This is a genomic window from Nibrella saemangeumensis, assembly GCF_039541915.1.
Classification (GTDB): Bacteria; Bacteroidota; Bacteroidia; order Cytophagales; family Spirosomataceae; genus Nibrella; species Nibrella saemangeumensis.
This window is the reverse complement of record NZ_BAABHD010000005.1, coordinates 338,935-355,944: the sequence shown is the minus strand read 5'-3', so window position 1 is coordinate 355,944 and position 17,010 is coordinate 338,935. Positions and strand designations below refer to the sequence as shown.

At 46.5% G+C, this 17,010-nt stretch carries 15 protein-coding genes and 1 tRNA gene; 8 read left to right on the top strand and 8 right to left on the bottom strand.

What is annotated here, in order from left to right:
• Positions 1-470: 470 nt before the first annotated feature.
• Together ABD949_RS03425 and ABD949_RS03420 are read left to right on the top strand one after the other, a co-directional pair.
• A complete protein-coding gene (locus ABD949_RS03425; RefSeq protein WP_345240568.1) occupies positions 471-2,780 on the top strand; it encodes an McrB family protein in 2,310 nt (769 codons plus the stop codon).
• Positions 2,767-4,104, top strand: coding sequence for an McrC family protein (locus ABD949_RS03420; RefSeq protein WP_345240566.1), 1,338 nt, complete (start codon positions 2,767-2,769; stop codon positions 4,102-4,104). Before ABD949_RS03425 ends, ABD949_RS03420 begins: the two co-directional genes overlap by 14 nt.
• A 768-nt stretch (positions 4,105-4,872) precedes the next feature.
• Here the strand turns inward: ABD949_RS03420 and ABD949_RS03415 are convergent.
• The 5 genes from ABD949_RS03415 to ABD949_RS03395 all read right to left on the bottom strand — a co-directional run bounded on the left by ABD949_RS03415 (position 4,873) and on the right by ABD949_RS03395 (position 10,314).
• On the bottom strand, positions 4,873-5,532 hold the full coding sequence (locus ABD949_RS03415) for a DUF4145 domain-containing protein (protein WP_345240564.1): 660 nt from the start codon (positions 5,530-5,532) through the stop codon (positions 4,873-4,875).
• 75 nt (positions 5,533-5,607) lie between these two features.
• Entirely contained in the window at positions 5,608-6,258 is a 651-nt protein-coding gene (locus tag ABD949_RS03410) for a hypothetical protein (RefSeq protein WP_345240562.1), read from the bottom strand.
• A gap of 151 nt (positions 6,259-6,409) precedes the next feature.
• Positions 6,410-7,447 (bottom strand): hypothetical protein, encoded by a 1,038-nt coding sequence (locus ABD949_RS03405; RefSeq protein ID WP_345240560.1) that lies wholly within the window; start codon positions 7,445-7,447, stop codon positions 6,410-6,412.
• 734 nt (positions 7,448-8,181) lie between these two features.
• Positions 8,182-8,736, bottom strand: a complete 555-nt coding sequence (locus tag ABD949_RS03400) for a toll/interleukin-1 receptor domain-containing protein (RefSeq protein ID WP_345240559.1) — start codon at positions 8,734-8,736, stop codon at positions 8,182-8,184.
• 321 nt (positions 8,737-9,057) lie between these two features.
• Positions 9,058-10,314, bottom strand: coding sequence for a tyrosine-type recombinase/integrase (locus tag ABD949_RS03395; RefSeq protein WP_345240556.1), 1,257 nt, complete (start codon positions 10,312-10,314; stop codon positions 9,058-9,060).
• A gap of 180 nt (positions 10,315-10,494) precedes the next feature.
• On the opposite strand from ABD949_RS03395, the gene ABD949_RS03390 reads away from it, so the two are divergent.
• A tRNA-Leu gene (locus ABD949_RS03390) sits at positions 10,495-10,581 on the top strand.
• 82 nt (positions 10,582-10,663) lie between these two features.
• On the opposite strand, the gene ABD949_RS03385 is transcribed toward ABD949_RS03390, so the two are convergent.
• Both ABD949_RS03385 and ABD949_RS03380 read right to left on the bottom strand, forming a co-directional pair.
• The gene (locus ABD949_RS03385; protein ID WP_345240554.1) at positions 10,664-11,011 is read right to left on the bottom strand and encodes a hypothetical protein; all 348 of its coding nucleotides are present in this window, start codon (positions 11,009-11,011) and stop codon (positions 10,664-10,666) included.
• 1 nt (position 11,012) lies between these two features.
• Positions 11,013-11,966 carry a hypothetical protein gene (locus ABD949_RS03380; RefSeq protein WP_345240551.1) on the bottom strand — a complete coding sequence of 318 codons (954 nt, stop codon included), beginning with the start codon at positions 11,964-11,966 and terminating at the stop codon, positions 11,013-11,015.
• Between the two features lie 208 nt (positions 11,967-12,174).
• On the opposite strand from ABD949_RS03380, the gene ABD949_RS03375 reads away from it, so the two are divergent.
• Positions 12,175-12,384 carry a hypothetical protein gene (locus ABD949_RS03375; protein ID WP_345240549.1) on the top strand — a complete coding sequence of 70 codons (210 nt, stop codon included), beginning with the start codon at positions 12,175-12,177 and terminating at the stop codon, positions 12,382-12,384.
• A gap of 17 nt (positions 12,385-12,401) precedes the next feature.
• On the top strand, positions 12,402-13,214 hold the full coding sequence (locus ABD949_RS03370) for a hypothetical protein (protein WP_345240547.1): 813 nt from the start codon (positions 12,402-12,404) through the stop codon (positions 13,212-13,214).
• Between the two features lie 27 nt (positions 13,215-13,241).
• On the opposite strand, the gene ABD949_RS03365 is transcribed toward ABD949_RS03370, so the two are convergent.
• On the bottom strand, positions 13,242-14,078 hold the full coding sequence (locus ABD949_RS03365; RefSeq protein WP_345240545.1) for a polysaccharide deacetylase family protein: 837 nt from the start codon (positions 14,076-14,078) through the stop codon (positions 13,242-13,244).
• Positions 14,079-14,266: 188 nt separating this feature from the next.
• Between ABD949_RS03365 and ABD949_RS03360 the strand changes: the two genes are divergently transcribed.
• From ABD949_RS03360 to ABD949_RS03350, 3 genes are all read left to right on the top strand, one after another.
• Positions 14,267-14,521 (top strand): hypothetical protein, encoded by a 255-nt coding sequence (locus ABD949_RS03360; RefSeq protein ID WP_345240543.1) that lies wholly within the window; start codon positions 14,267-14,269, stop codon positions 14,519-14,521.
• 186 nt (positions 14,522-14,707) lie between these two features.
• Entirely contained in the window at positions 14,708-15,334 is a 627-nt protein-coding gene (locus tag ABD949_RS03355) for a sensor histidine kinase (protein WP_345240541.1), read from the top strand.
• 101 nt (positions 15,335-15,435) lie between these two features.
• A complete protein-coding gene (locus ABD949_RS03350; protein ID WP_345240539.1) occupies positions 15,436-17,007 on the top strand; it encodes a sensor histidine kinase in 1,572 nt (523 codons plus the stop codon).
• Positions 17,008-17,010 lie beyond the last annotated feature (3 nt).

Genomic DNA, 17,010 nt, shown 5'->3' with positions numbered 1-17,010 from the left:
ACGGAGTTTTATGATACTAGCCAAGCGGAGTCATTCAATACGTTGGCTTTATTCAACTCACTCAGGTTTACACCATCAGGTAACCCCATGCTCATACTGCTTTTAGTGGTCAACTACTGAGCCATGACGAAAGTGACAAAAATGACTGTCAGAAAAACATTTTATTTCTGTACTACATGCTATAAGTTTTAATCAGTCCTACAATTCAAAATTAGGTTTCCATATTTGGTTTATTCCTGTTCTAATTTTGAAGCCCGTTCTGAGTGCTTGTAAATTTGGCCAACCCCCAGCATTGGCTGTACAGTAATCAGAAGCAGGGCAGGATACTCATTTTTAACCTTTTGCTGACACGGGAGTTAGGACACGTCAGTTAAGGCAGCAAAAAGCTCCGGGTAAGAATTACCGCTTAATCAACAATTTTCTTTAATCTAGCTTCTGTTTGTACTTTACTGCTTTTCCCTGATAGAAATATGCCTATTGCTGATTACCACCGTCAGATTTTCGATTTTCTGGAGAAATACCGACAAGCACACCCCGATGAAAACATAACTTATGCTCTCCGGGAAAAAGAGCACCGCGAGCGTCCCAGAACTGAATTCCTGTTCACGGGAGATTCGGATCGCTATATTTTCGTAGGAATGTATGCTCCTCACAACGGTAGAAAAAAGACCAGAAGCATTGGTATACAATTCGAGTATAATAAGCAACAAGACCAGATCAAACGTGTTTGCCTGTCGATTGCCTTTGATGACCCGGATTTAACTGCCTGCTGGCCGGTCTATGAAGAGATTATTCAGCAGCTGGGGTCACGTTTATTTACGGAGTCTAGACCAAAACGGTTCAAATATTATTATGATCTTCCGGATTGGCGGGAAAGCCTGCTGCACTTTCTTTCCAATGAAAAGCCGGTGATTGATGAGATTATTCGAAGGCATGGAGAGGAATATACCTTCTTTATTTCGGAAAATAGTCTTGAGCGTAATCTGGCATATATTACAGAAAATGGTACTGGTAAGATACAGGGTAGATCTACTCTGGAGATACCATATAAATCCAGATATTACTGGAAGTATGACTCGGAACTTCTGAATGAGTTTTTGCCAAAATCAGGAACAAAAACGATAATAGGTTTCCCCATTAGCCATACTTATCCGGGGTCCCTTAAACCGTTTAACTCACTGAAAGAACTGGAACTTCATCTGGGCGACTCCAAAAATAAATTCGCCAACCTTCGGAATTCCCTTTATTTCAGAGATGCTTTGAATGGTGATGTGGTGTTTGCAAGCAGAGGCCGTAACGAAATTACGGCTATTGGGGTATTTACGGATAATTACCAATTTCGGTCAAACGAACCGATCCCACATATCAGACCAGTGGAATGGTTAGCAGATCAAGCATGGACATATACATCCAATCTATTTCCGGACCAGCCTACGTTATTTGCACCAGACAAGTTCGCGTATACTAACGTTGGGCCTCAGATTCTTCAACAATACGTTGAAAAGTATCCACAATACCTCCCCCTCTTCAAGCAACGGGGTCTTGTGGAAGAAGGTGTTATAGACGAACTACAGACCGCTCCAATGACCCCCGCACCGATTTACCCCAAAAATATTATTCTTTACGGCCCACCGGGTACCGGCAAGACATACAGCACTGTTGATCTCGCTGTTCAGATTGTAGATGGCGTAAGAGGTAAAAGTCATCAGGATAGCAAAACCCGTTTCGATGTCCTACTCGGCGATCAGATCGAGTTCATCACTTTCCACCAGAACTATACGTATGAAGATTTCGTGGTGGGTATAAAACCCGATCTGGATGATACTGGTTCGGGGCTTCGGTTTAGTCGGCACGAGGGTATTTTTTATCGGATTGCCAAACGAGCTGGACAGAACTTTCAGGCCAGCGGGTCAAACAGCTCTATGTTGAATTTACGGCCTTTTGAAGAGGTGCTGGAAGAACTAATTCAACCGCTTGTCGATCATAATCAACCTGTACCTATTCCTATGCCATCAGGTATCTCCTATACGCTGATAAGGATTGAGGGTCAAAGGATTCGTATTAAGAAATCCGGAGGGGATGAAGGACATATGCTTACAATTCCTACTTTGAGAGACCTGTATGAGGGTACAGTAGAGATGCAGTCTGGTGGTATGCGAACTTACTATGGCCCAATCATAACTCTGTTACAAGAACGCGGAAAACTTGATGGTAGCCGGAGTACGGTATTACCTAAAAACTACGTACTGGTTATTGACGAAGTAAACCGCGCCAATATGTCACGCGTGTTTGGCGAACTGATCACGCTGCTGGAGGAAGACAAACGGTTAGGAGCTGAAAACGAGATTCGGTTAACACTGCCTTCCGGTGAACAGTTCGCAGTGCCGCCCAATCTCTATATCATAGGTACCATGAATACGGCCGATAAATCGTTGGCCTTGCTGGATATTGCCCTTCGCCGTCGGTTTGAGTTCATTGGCAAGTATCCCCAGTACGATATACCCGGTATGGATCAAGCTGTAGCAATTCTACTGCAAAAGCTGAATGAAGCTATCCATAAGCATAAACAGTCGGCGGATTTCCTGATTGGTCATGCTTACTTCATCGGCAAGCAGAATGGTCAGCTCAAATCAGTCTTTCAGAATCGGGTGATTCCCCTATTGATGGAGTACTTCAGCGGCAGGACAGATCTGGTGGCATCCTTATTAGCTGAATCAGGTATTCCTACCCGAAAGAACGAGTACACCTTCCAACTGGAAGTTACCCATGACGAGCTATAGATTGATTGAACATCAAACGGCTGGTCAGCCCCTGCCACCGGATTTCGATGTGGCGGGGCTACAACAGTATCTGAATGGAGTTTGGCAAAGTCGCTTTGTTTTTAATGAAGGACCAGAGGACCAAGCTAAGTCTTTGCACCAGCCGTTTGTGACATTTGAATATGCCGGAAAGGAATGTGGTCCCCGGTTGAAAGCTGGTAAATACATTGGCTTTATCCGGTACGAAGGGATCACCATTGAAATTCTGCCCAAGCTGTTTAACGTAGATCAGGCTGATGAGGCTTTTCGGCACCTGCTATGGTGGCTTCATTATTGCCGTAACATCCGGTTTCCCTTTACTGATCTCCTGAGTGATGCGGAGCGGGTAGATGACTTTCCGGAAGCGTTAATTGGCTACTTCGCTCGTGATGCCTATTCGCTGGTCACAACACAGCCTTACCATCAGTATGAGGAAACAACCGAAGTGCTTCCTTACCTGCGGGGTCGGCTAAACACACAGGAATACATTCGGGAAAGCCTAAGTCGGGGTTATTGGCAGCAGCTTGTTTGCGACCACGAACCGTTTTTGTACAACAACCGGTTAAACCAGATCATCAAATATGTTACCCGTCGGTTAAGCGGATTATGCCGGTTTCCTGATACCTACCGCTGGCTGGAGAAAATTCTGTTTGCCCTTGATGAAGTGGATGATGTACCGGTAAACGCCCGTGATTGTGACAGGATTCACCTGAGCCGTTTTTACGCTGAATATGAGATTTGTCTGGATATGTGCCGTTTTTTTCTGGCGGACAGTTACCTCAACCGACAAGAAGCACACCAACGGCATTTCTGTTTTCTTCTGCCAATGGAATACGTCTTTGAGGACTTTATAGCCGGAGTAAGCCAGATGCACTTCAGCGACAGGTTTATCGTCCAATCACAGGCCAAGGACTGGCTGACGGATCAACGGGTTTTCCAAATCAGAAACGACCTGCTGCTGACTCAACGGAATACCCGAAAACAAATGATTGTGGACACCAAATACAAACGAAGAGATCAAAGCTCAAACGATGCTAAACAAGGCATCAGCCAGACGGACCTGTACCAGATGGTCAGCTATTCGCTACGCCGAGCAACTGATCAGGTGTTACTGCTGTACCCCTGTGCCTATGGAAAGGTACCTTCTCCACCGGCCAGATTTACGGTAAGTTCAGATCTGCTAAACATAAAGGCTCTTAACTTGCGGGCAGTGGAAATAGATATTACCGGCAACAGCCGGGAGGAGATGATTCACCAAGTCAAGCAACAGTTGAATACAGCGTTTATGAGCCAAAACACCGATTAGCAGGCGAGCCGTAGATTGGGGCAGAAGACTTTTAAATACGTAGTTATAACTCTAGTCGGGGAGCTAAATACTGAATACATGTAGTAGTAGAATTACAAAAAAGTCAGATAGTCCGACACTGACTTCAACAAAAAAGTTTTTTACATGCATCATTTTCGTCACTTTTGTCATTTTTCACTTTCTGCTTCCCACGAGTCACTGTCTACATAAATGATGATAATGACGAAAGTGATCCTTCCAAAAAAATTTATATCTGTGCAGGTTAGAACTTACTGTTAGTATCTAAGGAGAGGTAGGGGGTATAGCGTAATGGTGAAATATGAAAATAAGGGTCCCATATTTGGTTATTTCCTTTTTTGAATCGAAAGCATGAAGGTTTAAAGGAAACTCACCTCAAAGTGATAAAGTTTAATTTATAGTAATTACGATTGCTGGCGCAGACTTTTTTTTTCACAACACATGAAGATAGTGAGGTAGAGTATTTGTCAGTGGTTCTATTTACAGGGTGGAAGGAGGCAGTTTTTACTTATTTATGAGATTAAGCGCAAAATAACTACTGTGATAATTCACTCAATAAGCTTCTTTGTTCGCTCTCACTTAACTATATACGAGAGTAATATAGCGAATAGAAAAATCACCTTTGCATTGACCTCTTAGCTAAAGTGAAAGCGGGTTCTACAGTGGGAGGGCACAAAACTCGCTTATTTGTTACATTAAGAATGTGGCAATCTCAAGAGGCAAGCTAAAAGCTCTTGCAACAGGAAAATGTCAATCAGGCATTTCGTCAGAGAATGACTCAGTTAACACTTCTGCTTCAATCCAATGAAGGGTTAAGTCGATAAGCTTCTTAAGGTCAGCTATATTCTTGCCTTCCCATTTTCTAATATAGTGCGTCTCATCATTTCCTAACCATACTGCGCGTTTAGCTACTGACTTTATCCTATCATCACTAACATAATCACCTATACATGGAGCAAGCAGCTTTTTTTCTATTTTATCTTTTTCGGTTGGATGCTTTTTTATCGCATAATCTTTTATCAAGAATTCTAAAGCCTTTCTATATCCTACACCACAAATCTCAGTAAGGCCCTGTTGTTCGGCAGCGTAGGCTTCATTATATATTTTTATAAAGCCTGAAGAAATTTTTGCAATTTCATCAGAAAAATCTCGCCCTCGAAGTTTACCTACAGTTGTTAGAAATTCATACTCTGTAAATTGGTTCCCTAGTGAGCGGTAGTAAGCAATAAATGATTCACGGCAGTCCTTGTCTGGACAATTCATCAAAACTGCCCATCTTTGGTTATAAAGAAATCCATATAAAGGCGTTGGCCTGATAGATTTATGGCAATAGGGACATCTATCTGGCAATTCTGTTAAATAAAATTGTACATTATGAGAATCATTGCTGCCCTGAACTGAAATTTTCATAATAGTATTTTAAAGTTAATCTATAATTCTAAATGACCGAATTAGCTAGCTGTCTTCTAAAGTATAAATTTTTGATTACCACCAGCCAAACACTTTAGCCAAACCAACAATTAAGGCACTTAATCCACCAACAATCACTGAAATGTACTTAATCTTATCCCAAGCACTGTGCTCTGACTTTTTGATCGACTTTTCGCTGTGTTGGGATTGTTGTGTAACTGTGTTTATTGGAGATGACTTACTTAAATTGTGTCCTTGAGTCACATCTGAGTTATTGTTGCCGATTACTACATTGCCTCCGATAATTATTGAATCGTAGCGCGACTGGCTACTATGATCCCAAATCTCTTTCCATCTATCAAAACCACCTAAGTCAAAAGCTTTTTGTCCTTCTTCCGTTACCTCAAAAGAGTCTTTACTAACGGCCTTGAGTAATCCATAACGCTTTGCTTTCTGAATAGCCTGTTGATAATCCTTTGGAGTAGACCTAGTAGGTGTTATCCATCGCTCTTGTCCGTCCTTTAAGATTTGATTTATTAGTTCAGACTCTCTGTCTATGGTGGGTTGGCTTTCACTATCATCTTCTTTAATATAGCACTTGGTACTATCCCTTTTAATCATGCGAATAGCATGGTCTCTATCGTATAGCCCTAATTCTTTGTGCTCACCTGTATCTTCTATCCAAATCAAAGTAACAGGGTCACCTTCATCGAGGACTTTCCACAATCTTCTCAAATTCTGATATTCAGGTGAGGTTTCCCAAGTATGTCTTGAAACATCTCTTAATTTCCTCTGTTTGCTTGTGCTGAATTTTCATCATAACATTCTACTACTTCATTATTGTTCAACGAGCTTCCCACGTCTACTGCCTAAATCTTCATGGCTTTGCCTTATAAAATTCATCTTCTGCTTCAACTAATGGCCTATACCATTCCCACATTTCATGTAAATGTCTAAAACTTTGTGGTACAGGGTTGCCCTCTTGAAATGCTTCACTAGGAGTAAGTGGCATTGCCCAATGGTGATAACTCTCGACACTTCTTCGGGGGTGGTTAGCAAGAGAGCTCTCAAAGAAATTATTTCCGTAGCCGTAATGATGCGAATGTATAAACGTTTTCCAAGATTTTCTGACTTCAGCTTGTGGACGAATATCTATTAATTCAAACTCCTCCATGTTTCTTCGCTCTGGTGTACCCCAAGCCTTTTGTAGAAGCTCTATTGCTTCAACATCAGTAATAGGAGCACTATAGCCAAAGATAGTTACACGTTCGGCTACATTGAGCCTATTTGCAAGCCCGTCCCATTGGCCTTTAATGTATGGATCAGAATTGTAGTCTTTATTATCAACCGGATAGAGAAGTTTAATCGGTAGAAATTCATTATAAGTGTTCTTTGAAAAATAGCCTACTGGCCCAGCTCTCCCTTCTTCTGCGTCATATCCTAATGCCACCGTTCCATGTAGAAAAAGAATTCCGGGGCTATCAACAAGCTCACTATTTCTAACATATGCTTGATATAGAAATGGATCCCAGTTAAAAGTGGCAATTACATCCTTTCCACGTCTAAGTGATAAGACCAAATAATCATATATAGTCGGTTCATCAGGTAATTCCAGTTCTTTAAAGTAATTGTAAATTCGCAATTCAATCTCCGTTGTAGCCCAAGAATACTTTCCTTGTTTACATAAACTACTGTAAAGCTTCTCAAAGTCTTCCTTAAAAGCTCTTATATCTTCCGGTAGCTCTTTGACAATATCTTGTAACCCTACTATATCGACAATATTTCTCATTAGAGGAAGTTTCTTGCCGTTCTTTTCAGGGTTCCTAAGAGTAGAGGCATAAGATGCTCCGGCTCCTAATATAACTACATGTGTTCCATTCCCATGAACCTTGATGATTTCTTCTTCCCTCGTCATCAGTTAGTTTGCTGTTTGTAATTATACTGCGATAAATGGTTTTGTTTTCTTAAGGGTTCTATATCTAGCTGGTAGATAGATCTTTAAGTCAAAATTAGTCGAACCCGCGTGTTAGTTTAAATTCGATTAATAGTATACATCGATACTCTGGTCGCGGAAGATTGCATGCAGCTCTTTATTGGACAAAAACTAAAATCGCAATTTAGTGAAAAAAGCTCCGGTGCTTTTTAACCGGAGCTTTTTTATTGAGTCAGTATCTAGTAGTATTAGTCGTTCTGCGCTTACTAACTGATAGTATCCTCAATGTCTTTATGATAACGTTCTGCCTTAATCGCCACAGGTGGGGCATGGTTGTCTTTTTCTCCTATGTCACTCGATACCGGGTTATCTGGACTCGGCTCTGGGACTATTACGGCGGTTGAGCGCGTTTTTTTGATTTCCTGCCATGGGCAGGTTGGACACGGCTTGGTTAGTGCCATATTCTCCTTCCGATTCTGAACAGCAAACGGGTTATTGTCGCATTGGTAGTTAGCGAGTGAATCCATCTCTGATGCGTGTACCATACCTACCGTATCCACCTGAGCCGACCAGTTCACCGCCTTCTGATTATTAACTACCTAAATCCAGCTCTACCAATAGAAGAATGTCTAAGCTGGAAGATGACGAAAGTGACAAAAATGACGCTTTAAAAACACTTTATTTCTTGAGGCAATTTAGTTGATGTTATTCAAACCTTAGATTTCAGTGCCATCCACAGGTGTCCGAGAAGATGGAGGTTTCTGTAGCAGTTCATCTACAAAAGCTCCTAATCTGATTTGGGCTAGTCCTATATCCTCCTGAAAGTCAACTGCTTTAAAGTAGTTCGAGCTGTTTAATGAGTAGTCAGCAAGTTGCCTATGTAGCAAAGCAGGGTCGGAGCTATCCATTAGACAGCAAATTATAGGTCTTTGGTGTACCATTACCCAATCAACCTCTGCATACACCCAAGGATTACCGATACTGTTCTTTGAGAGAACAAGAATGAATTTATTACAATAATGAAGGGCTGCTTGTACAAGCTGTATATATTCTTCTCTGCCACCAAATCCTTTGTTCTGAAAGAAAATGCCATCGTTAAAACGGTCACTAAGCACCTGTATGATGTTTCGTTGAATAAAAATACTATCAATGCCACTGTGGCTTATGAAAACTCCGCCAGTTAAGATACGGCGAGCATGAGGGAATCTCTGGTCTACTCTCTCAGGTGCAAAGCTCACATTTTGTAGGTAAAACAGCGGGTCTAACTGCATACAGCCAAAGGGAATCGGGATAGTACCGAGCCCTTAATTTAGACGTCTGTGCTTATACAGCAATAAGAAAATGACGAAAGTGACAAAAATGACTGTCAGAAAAACATTTTATTTTGTTGCAGTGGAGCGGTTGACACCTTTCCAATTCCACTACTTCTGCAATCACCAAAAATGTTTTGCAACCTCAATAAAAAAACCACTCAACATTGCTGCTAAGTGGCTGGTAATCAATGCGGACCTGTAGGGATTCGAACCAAAGACTTCCTGCTAATAAAACCTATGAGGCGTAAGGTAGGTGTTGGAGGTTTTAGATGCTGAGGTTTATTCATCCGGAAAGATGGTTACCATTGCTTTCGTCATGGCGTTCTCGTCCTTCTGAGCGAAGTACTGTTCTGTTATAGCGAGTCGGGTATGACCCAGAAGCTTCGAGATGTCATAAAGACTGGCCTTCTGGCGACCGATGTCGGCAAATGAGTGTCGGGCTGTATGGAAGGAAACTTTCTTATCTATCTGGGCTAATTCGCATATCTTTTTGAGGTATTTGTTAATGAGGGCGTTCTTACATGAAATCTCAATTTTCAGGGTGCGTTCGTCACTCAAGTCCCTACCAGTATTGAGGATGGGAAAAACGAAAGCACTTTGACCATTCTGTTTCGGATACCGATAATGGTTCAAAATCTCAATGGCACGCTTTGGCAACCGCACCGTATGGTATTTACCCGTCTTCTGCATGTCGTAACTGACGTAAATGCTTCCATCTGGTTTTTCAAGAATATTTTTCCAAGACATACAGGCTACATCGCTGAAACGGATACCCGCTGAGTAGAAGGCAAACATCCAATAGTTCCGAGTGTGCCATAGTAGTGAGTGAGTAGGAAGGTTAACCTTTGCAAACTGCTCTACTTCCTCTTCCGTCAGTCGTAGCTTATTAGGTTTACCCTCTTTTATTCGGTATATTCTGAAGGGGTTGATGTCGTAGCTTACAATCTGATGCCGTACTGCGTGATTGAAAATGGCTTTTAACTTAGACAGATTGATGTCAACTGTAGTATCGTTGTTCTTATACTCCCGACGGAGATGAACTTCAAATCGGCTGACAAAATCAAGGTTGAGATTAGAAAACAGTAGTTCTTCTTTTCCGGTAAACGCCTTAACCTTGTTCAGTATGCTAGTTGTGCTCTTTATCGTGTTAAACGGTTTTCCTTTCAGATAGCAGTTGTAGGCATAGTCAAAGAGTTCAGGTTCTTGGCGTGTGACTTTCTCCCCCCGGAGAGTTTTAATCAAATCCTCCGATGTCAGGTTAGGTATATCCTGTTGAAAGCGATTAACCTGAGATAGTATCTCCTGTAGTCTTGTGTTCTTCTGAATGTAGTTGCTGTCCTTTCTTTTAACCTCTTCGCGTTTGGCATCCCAGTGCTCAATTTTGACGGTGAGTCCAGTAAATATCCTTTTCAGGCGTCGATTTTCGGTTATCCGAAGCAGGATAGCGTAATCGCCGTTGCGCTTTGGTTGATTCCCTAACTCCAGTCGAAACGAGATGCCGGAGTGAATAGGAGAGAAGCTTACTAGTGCTTTCATGGCTCGTTATCAGCCACTTCGCAGCTCGGTAAACAGCAGATTTTAGTGAAACATTAGTGAAACAAAGGACTTTTTTCTGATTCTGACCCACCGCGCTGAGGTAACGAGTGAATAGAACGGAAATTAGCTTCTGTTTAAGAATGCGTCTAAATGTCTTATAGACAGCCTTTTATGGACTAAGCCGGGATGGCGGAATAGGTAGACGCGCAGGACTTAAAATCCTGTGATCCGTAAAAGGTCGTGCGGGTTCGATTCCCGCTCCCGGTATCTAATCAGAAGCTGTAACTCAGTAAGGGTTACAGCTTTTTTGTTCCAGGTAGCCAATCTTACAATAAACGGGCTTTCACCATCATACCAAACCCAGGGCGGCTGCCTGGCCGCCGACGCTCACCAAAAACTCAACAACCTTCGATACCTGTTCAAGCCGTTTGGCCAGACCTTCGAGACTGGCGGTGGTTTGTTGGATCTGGCTGGTTAGCTTTTTCAGTTCGTCGTTGTGCTGGTTGATGGTGGCGGCCATCTGGTTGATGTCGTCGACGACGATCTGGAAATTGAGCTGTGACAACTCCCGCTGAGTAGCCTGGATGGTCCGGAAGTTCGGGTCGTTGTTTGGCGTCGAGCCCAGCAGTACCGTTATGTCGATCAGCACGTCCGTAATCAGGTCGCGTGCCTTTAGCGCAAAGGGATTGTTGGTCATTTTAGTGGGTGGCTGGACGGGTGAGTTTCTCGTGTTGTGCCTCCAGCGCGGTCAGGTCTTCGTACAAATTCTGCACATCGGCAATTCGATCGTGCCAGGGACGCTTCTGCTGAATGTCCTTCAACACACTTTCGTGGGCTTTGTACACATTACCCATTGCCTGAGCGGTTTTGGTCAGCAGCTTGTCAAACGCAGCCGACCGTTCGATCAGCGTCCGCATATCTTTGTTGATCTGGTAGGTGTAGTAATTGCGGGCGGCCTGGCCACCTGCGTCTTCATGTACTTTTTGTAGCAGGGTGGTATGGGAGGCCGCCATTAACCGCTTTTGCTGCTGCCACCGGTTCTCCAGGTCTGTAAACGCCCGCTGACTGTCCTGGTTGAGTAGTTTGATCAGTTCCTCACCCTTCGCCATATAGTTGCGGAGTGCCGCAGCCTGTTTGTGGTTGATGTAGCGCCGGCCAGCCAGCGAGATGGCATCGGCGGCTAATTTCCCAAATCCGATGGGCAGCGCGGTAGTCGGCTGGTGGGTTTTGTTATAGAAGGTGACGGCATTATCAACGGATTTGCCAAAGAGTTCGGCGTTTTTACCGAAGACGCCAGGCAGGTCGGCCGACGACAAGGCCTCCAGGGCTTTGGCGTACTGCCGTAGTATATTGATGGCATCATCTACCCGCTGCGAGTTTTGGTTACCCTGCTCAAATGTAGCGAAGGTATTGACCAGGTCCGTATGGATATTGGTCACGACCGGCTGGTTCACCGGAATGAGCAGTGTAGCCACTTCATAATTAAGCGCAACATACGTTCTGGCAACTTCGCTGGGGTATTGGGTGTACGCCTGGGTGAGTTTAGCGTAGTTCGCCACGGATTTGCGCTGGGAGTCGGTTAAGGCCGCACAACCGGCTAATTCGATTAGCAGACACAGAAGCAGTGAATGGCCTGAAAGTTTTCTGCACATAGTGGTAACCCGGTATGTCGATGGTTGCCAAAGTTAACAAGTAATAGTATAATTTTTTTTGGGGCCGGTGTTGTTTACCCGGCGGGTGAATTATACGACTAAGGGTAAATAACCGGTGCCTAACAGTGTAACCGTTTGCTAATAAGCTATACCGTTTTTCGGCAGCCAGCGTTTCTTTTGTGTTATCCATACCTTTATTCTGAAGATTATGAAAAAGTTGCATAGAGAAGTACTGCGCTGGGTGCTGATCGGTATCTTCGCGGGTTGTTTGTTTATTATCCAGCACGTTACGTTTGCCCACCATATATTGCCCGATCAGTCAGTTGCCCCGGTAGTTTCCTCAATAACGGATCTGGGCAAGCTGTTGTCGGTGCTGGCGACGTTAAGCCTGCTGGGACTTTTCTCGATGAAAAGTTAGTGGCCGCTTGAATTCTAATGATTGATATCGCTTCCGGCATTGCGCTGACTAGTTTGTTAGCCGTAGCCTTGTATGCCCTGTATCAGTACTGGCACGGTCGGCAGCTCAGGTGTTTGTTTCTGTTGCTATTTAGTGGTCTGGGCGCCTGGCAGATCCTGATGCCGGTGCTGGTATACGGGCAGGGATGGGCACCCACCTACCGGCTCTATGTTCCGGATGCCGATCTGCTGGTCTATGTGGCCTATAGTCTGCTCGTTTTCCGGTTGTCTGTGAGTGTTGGCGGCACCAGCCGCGTAAGCTGGTGGTTTTACGGCGTTCTGCTGCTCTATGCCGGCTTTAATCTGGCGGTACTGCTAAGCCGGCAATTGGCACCGGCCCTCTACTTCGATTATGTCAGGCACCTGTTCGCTTACGTCATCGTCCCCTACCGCTTACCGGCAGCGGTATTCCTGGTTTTGCATTACCCGTTCTCGTTCATCGCGTCCACAACCCTGCTGCTACTGAGTTTGCTGGTGGTAGTCGGCCGGAGCCGAAACGTCCTGAGAGGGTATCTGCTGAAGCTGGTTACGGTCCTGCTGCTGGCCATTCATGGTCCGCTGCTCTATTCGGCCTGGACCACCGGGCTTCCGGCTGCGGACGCCATGCCGGAACCCTCGGCCGACCGGCCCACCAGTCGGGCGGGTCTGGATTACGTCTATCTGCAGATTGACGAGGATGTCGCGGCTGCCGTACTGCACCTCGTCTGGTCTTTGCAGGGTATAGGCTTCGGGCTGGTAGTACACAGGCAAAACCGTCAAAGCCGCCGAAAAGTCAGCGCGCCGGCGGCCTGACACCCAGCAACGGCTCCTTCCTTTTGTCTAACGTCTACTGTCCGGCGTTTTTTTCTGAATATAGGCGGCTACCGTGCCGATGGGGGCCAGCCAAACGCCGTTGGCCGGGTTATTCGCATACTCGCATAGCTGCTTCAGCATGGCAACACGGGTGGTTTGATTGCCGGACTCACCAATCTCGTGGCCGGCCAGCACTACCCAGTGGCCGGCTTCTCTGGCTTTCTCCAGAACGGCCAGGATCTGCCCAAAGTCTTTACCGTCCATCTCCATGCCATATAGCTGGGCCATGTCACAAAAGGCAGGGTCGTTCGGCCCTTCGTCGAGCCAGCCCCGGCCCGCCCGGAACAGGTCGGCTACAATGGGTACGTAGCTTTTGGTGTCGCGGCCCCGCCCAACAAAGGTTTGTCCGCACGGATAGGCATATACCTCCGGCTTCACGCCCAGCAAAGCCTGCACCTGCTTATTGGCGTCCAGGAGTTCGCTGCGCATCTGATCCAGGGTATAATGCTCCAGCGCCTTCTGCCGCGCCCAGGGAAAATTGCCGCTGCACGGGTGGGCGACAGAGTGATTGCCGATTTCGTGCCCGCTAGCCACGGCTTTTTTCCAGCCGTCGAGCCGCTGCTTTACGGCGTCCGGTACAACAAAGAAGGTGGCCTTAACTCCGTACTGGTCCAGCAGCGGAGTGCCTACATCGACATTACTCAGCCGGGCATCGTCAAAACTGAGGCTGACGGCTACCCGTTTGCCATCCGGCCAGGTATACGGTGCTGATGATTGGGCAAAGAGGGGCATTCCCCAGCTGGTAAAGCTTGCCAGGAGCAGGAGTCGGTAGCACAGAGCAGGAAGGACACAGGACGTTTTCATACACTTTTTGGTCGGGACATTGAGATGGGAGTCCCTAAGTAACAAAAAATAGCGTAACCTTCGGAATCAATTGAGCGGCTGGTTTACCCGTTTCCTCCCCCTTTTTTGCCAATTCATCGTTTTTTAGTTTCGTCCGGCTCCGGTTAGCTATACCTTTGACCTATAATCCACACGAACCAGTAAAGATTATGAAAACAATCATGGTAATCGCGCTGATGATCATCGGTAAACTGACGGGAGGACAAAGTCTGACAATGGGATTGTCAACCCAGATGGAGTCTGTCATTGCTCTGAAAAGTGCCGCTGCCTGCAAACCATCGTTGTTCAGTAACCGGGGCTTTATCCCGCATTCAAACCGCCACTCCTGCCAGCGGGCCGATGCCCATAAGCAAACCCTGGTAGGCAAAGGCATCCGGCTGGTGCTGGGCGATGTAAAAAGCTAACCATTGCATTACTACACTACTATCCACACATAAACCTTACAGAGACCGGGGCCAGCACCCCGGTTTTTTGTTTGTATACCTTGGTGGTTCGTCGCTCCTTTTCCCGGTTCTTCGGTTGAAAAGGCGGTTTCGGCAGACTTTATTTCGGTGGCGGAGTCATCCGGCGTAGCTTGCATAGGAAAACATGTGAAGCTCCGGTCGATGAACCCCATACCGTCCTTACCCAGTCATCACTATCAGGCGCAGTTTACGGCGCTGAAAGACCAGATAAGTCCCCATTTTCTGTTCAATAGCCTCAGCGTGCTGTCCGCGCTGGTGCGCAGAGACCCGGACCTGGCGGAGCAGTTCATTGACCAGCTGGCCAGGGTATACCGCTACCTGCTCGAACACCGGGACACTGAGCGCGTAACGCTGGAAGAGGAACTTGACTTTGCCCGCTCGTACGCCTTTCTGCTCGAAGTGCGCTTTGGGCGTAGGTTTAAAGTGAATATCCCGACGGCACCTGCCTGGCAGCATTACACGCTGCTGCCGTTTACGCTGCAATTACTCATCGAGAACGCGATCCGGCATAACCGCATGTCGGCTGCCGACCCGCTGGTGATCGATATCTGCCTCTGTGCGCTGGAACAGGGCTCCTGCCTGTCGGTGTGTAATAACCGCCAGATTCGCAGCCGGCCCGACGGTGGCAGGGGGCACGGCCTGGCCGGCATTCAGCACCGGTACGCGCAGCTGACCGGCCGGCTGGTACAGGTGCTGCCCGAAGCCGATTGTTTTACGGTGAACATTCCGTTGTCGGGCCAGGATACCCTCTGAAGTAAACAAACAGCCTGAAAACAGCACAACCAAGCAGGCAAATGAGGTATCTTTACTGGGTGAGAGAAGCGAACTCACCACCGTAACAGCGAATTACTTGTATGCCAGCCATATCTTATGATGTTTCCATGCCTTTAGACTCAGCGCTACAGTCGCAGCTCACCAACTTTCGGGCGCTCATTGAGCACAGTTCGGATGTAATTATCATCTCCGACAAAGACGGTATTGAGCGATACGTCAGTCCGTCGGTGGTGAGGGTGCTGGGTTATCAGCCCGAGGAGTTGTTGTCGCGCAGCCAATACCTGCTGCACCACCCCGACGACCGCGATCGGGTACGCAAAACGTTTTTTGATTTTGTTACTAGTTGCTGCGCCACGCCGATCGTGTTTTCGTTCCGGTTCCTGCACAAGAACGGTACCTGGCGCTGGATTGAGGCTACGGCTTCCAACCAGCTGGAGAACCCGCTTATTCAGGGTATTATCCTGAACTTCCGGGACATTTCGGATCGCAAAGAGCTGGAAGCCCAGATTGAGCGCAATGCCGAACGGTTCCGGGCTATGATTGCCAACATTGCGGATTTTATTCAGATTTTTGATAAAAACGGCAAGCTGCTGTTTACCAGCAAACCTACCATTTACCCGGTCGAGGTAATTAATCAATCCGATGAGTTACTCTGGTGGGTTCATCCCGAAGACAGACCCCGCGTTACCGAAGCCTTCCATAAAATTGTTTCCGGCGAAATTCCGGAAGTAAAGGCTGAATACCGGACCATTGATGAAAACGGCGTAATGCGTTACGTGGAGACATACGCGTCGAACCAGTTTGATAACGAGGCCGTTGGTGGGTTGTTAACTAATATCCGGGATATAACCGAGCGTAAGGAGTTTGAGGAGGTCCTGCGGCAGGCTAAAGAGAAAGCCGAAACCGATGCCCGTGAGATAGAGCGCAGCAACCTCGAAATCCGGTTGAAAAACCGCGAACTGAAAAAGCTGAACGACGAAAAGAACGAGCTGATGCAGATGGTGACGCATGATCTGAAGAATCCGCTCTACAACCTTCAGCACGAAGCCCGGTCGATTCTGGCCAATCCCGACGAAGCGGTACAGCACACGGCGCAGGTCTTGCGGTGTGCCGATAAAATGCTCAGCCTGATCACTAACTTCCTGAGTATTCACTCGATTGAATCGGGCAGGATTCTGATGCATTTTGAACCGGTGGACCTGCTGGAGCAAATCAACCGGGTGGTGCAGCTCTACGAAGAAGCCCTGCGGCAGAAGCGGCTATCGGTTACCATAAACTGGCCCGGAGGACCAACGGCTATCCGGACAGACGAAAACGCGGTATCGCAGGTACTGGATAATCTGGTCTCCAACGCTATCAAGTACTCGCCGGTTGGGGCGAGTGTCAGCATCGACGTAACGCGGGCTGAAGAGTCGCTGATTATCCGGGTGCAGGATGAAGGCACCGGTATACCGCTGGACGAGGCTGATAAGCTTTTTCGCAAATTTTCGCGCCTGTCGACCCGGCCCACGGCGGGCGAAAGTTCCAACGGGCTGGGGCTGGCGATTGCCAAAAAATTAGTGCATCTGTTACAAGGTGATATCTGGTATGAAAACCATGCCGGCAAGGGGGCCACGTTTGCCTTCGAACTGCCGGTCAATCCTTCTGCTTAAGTT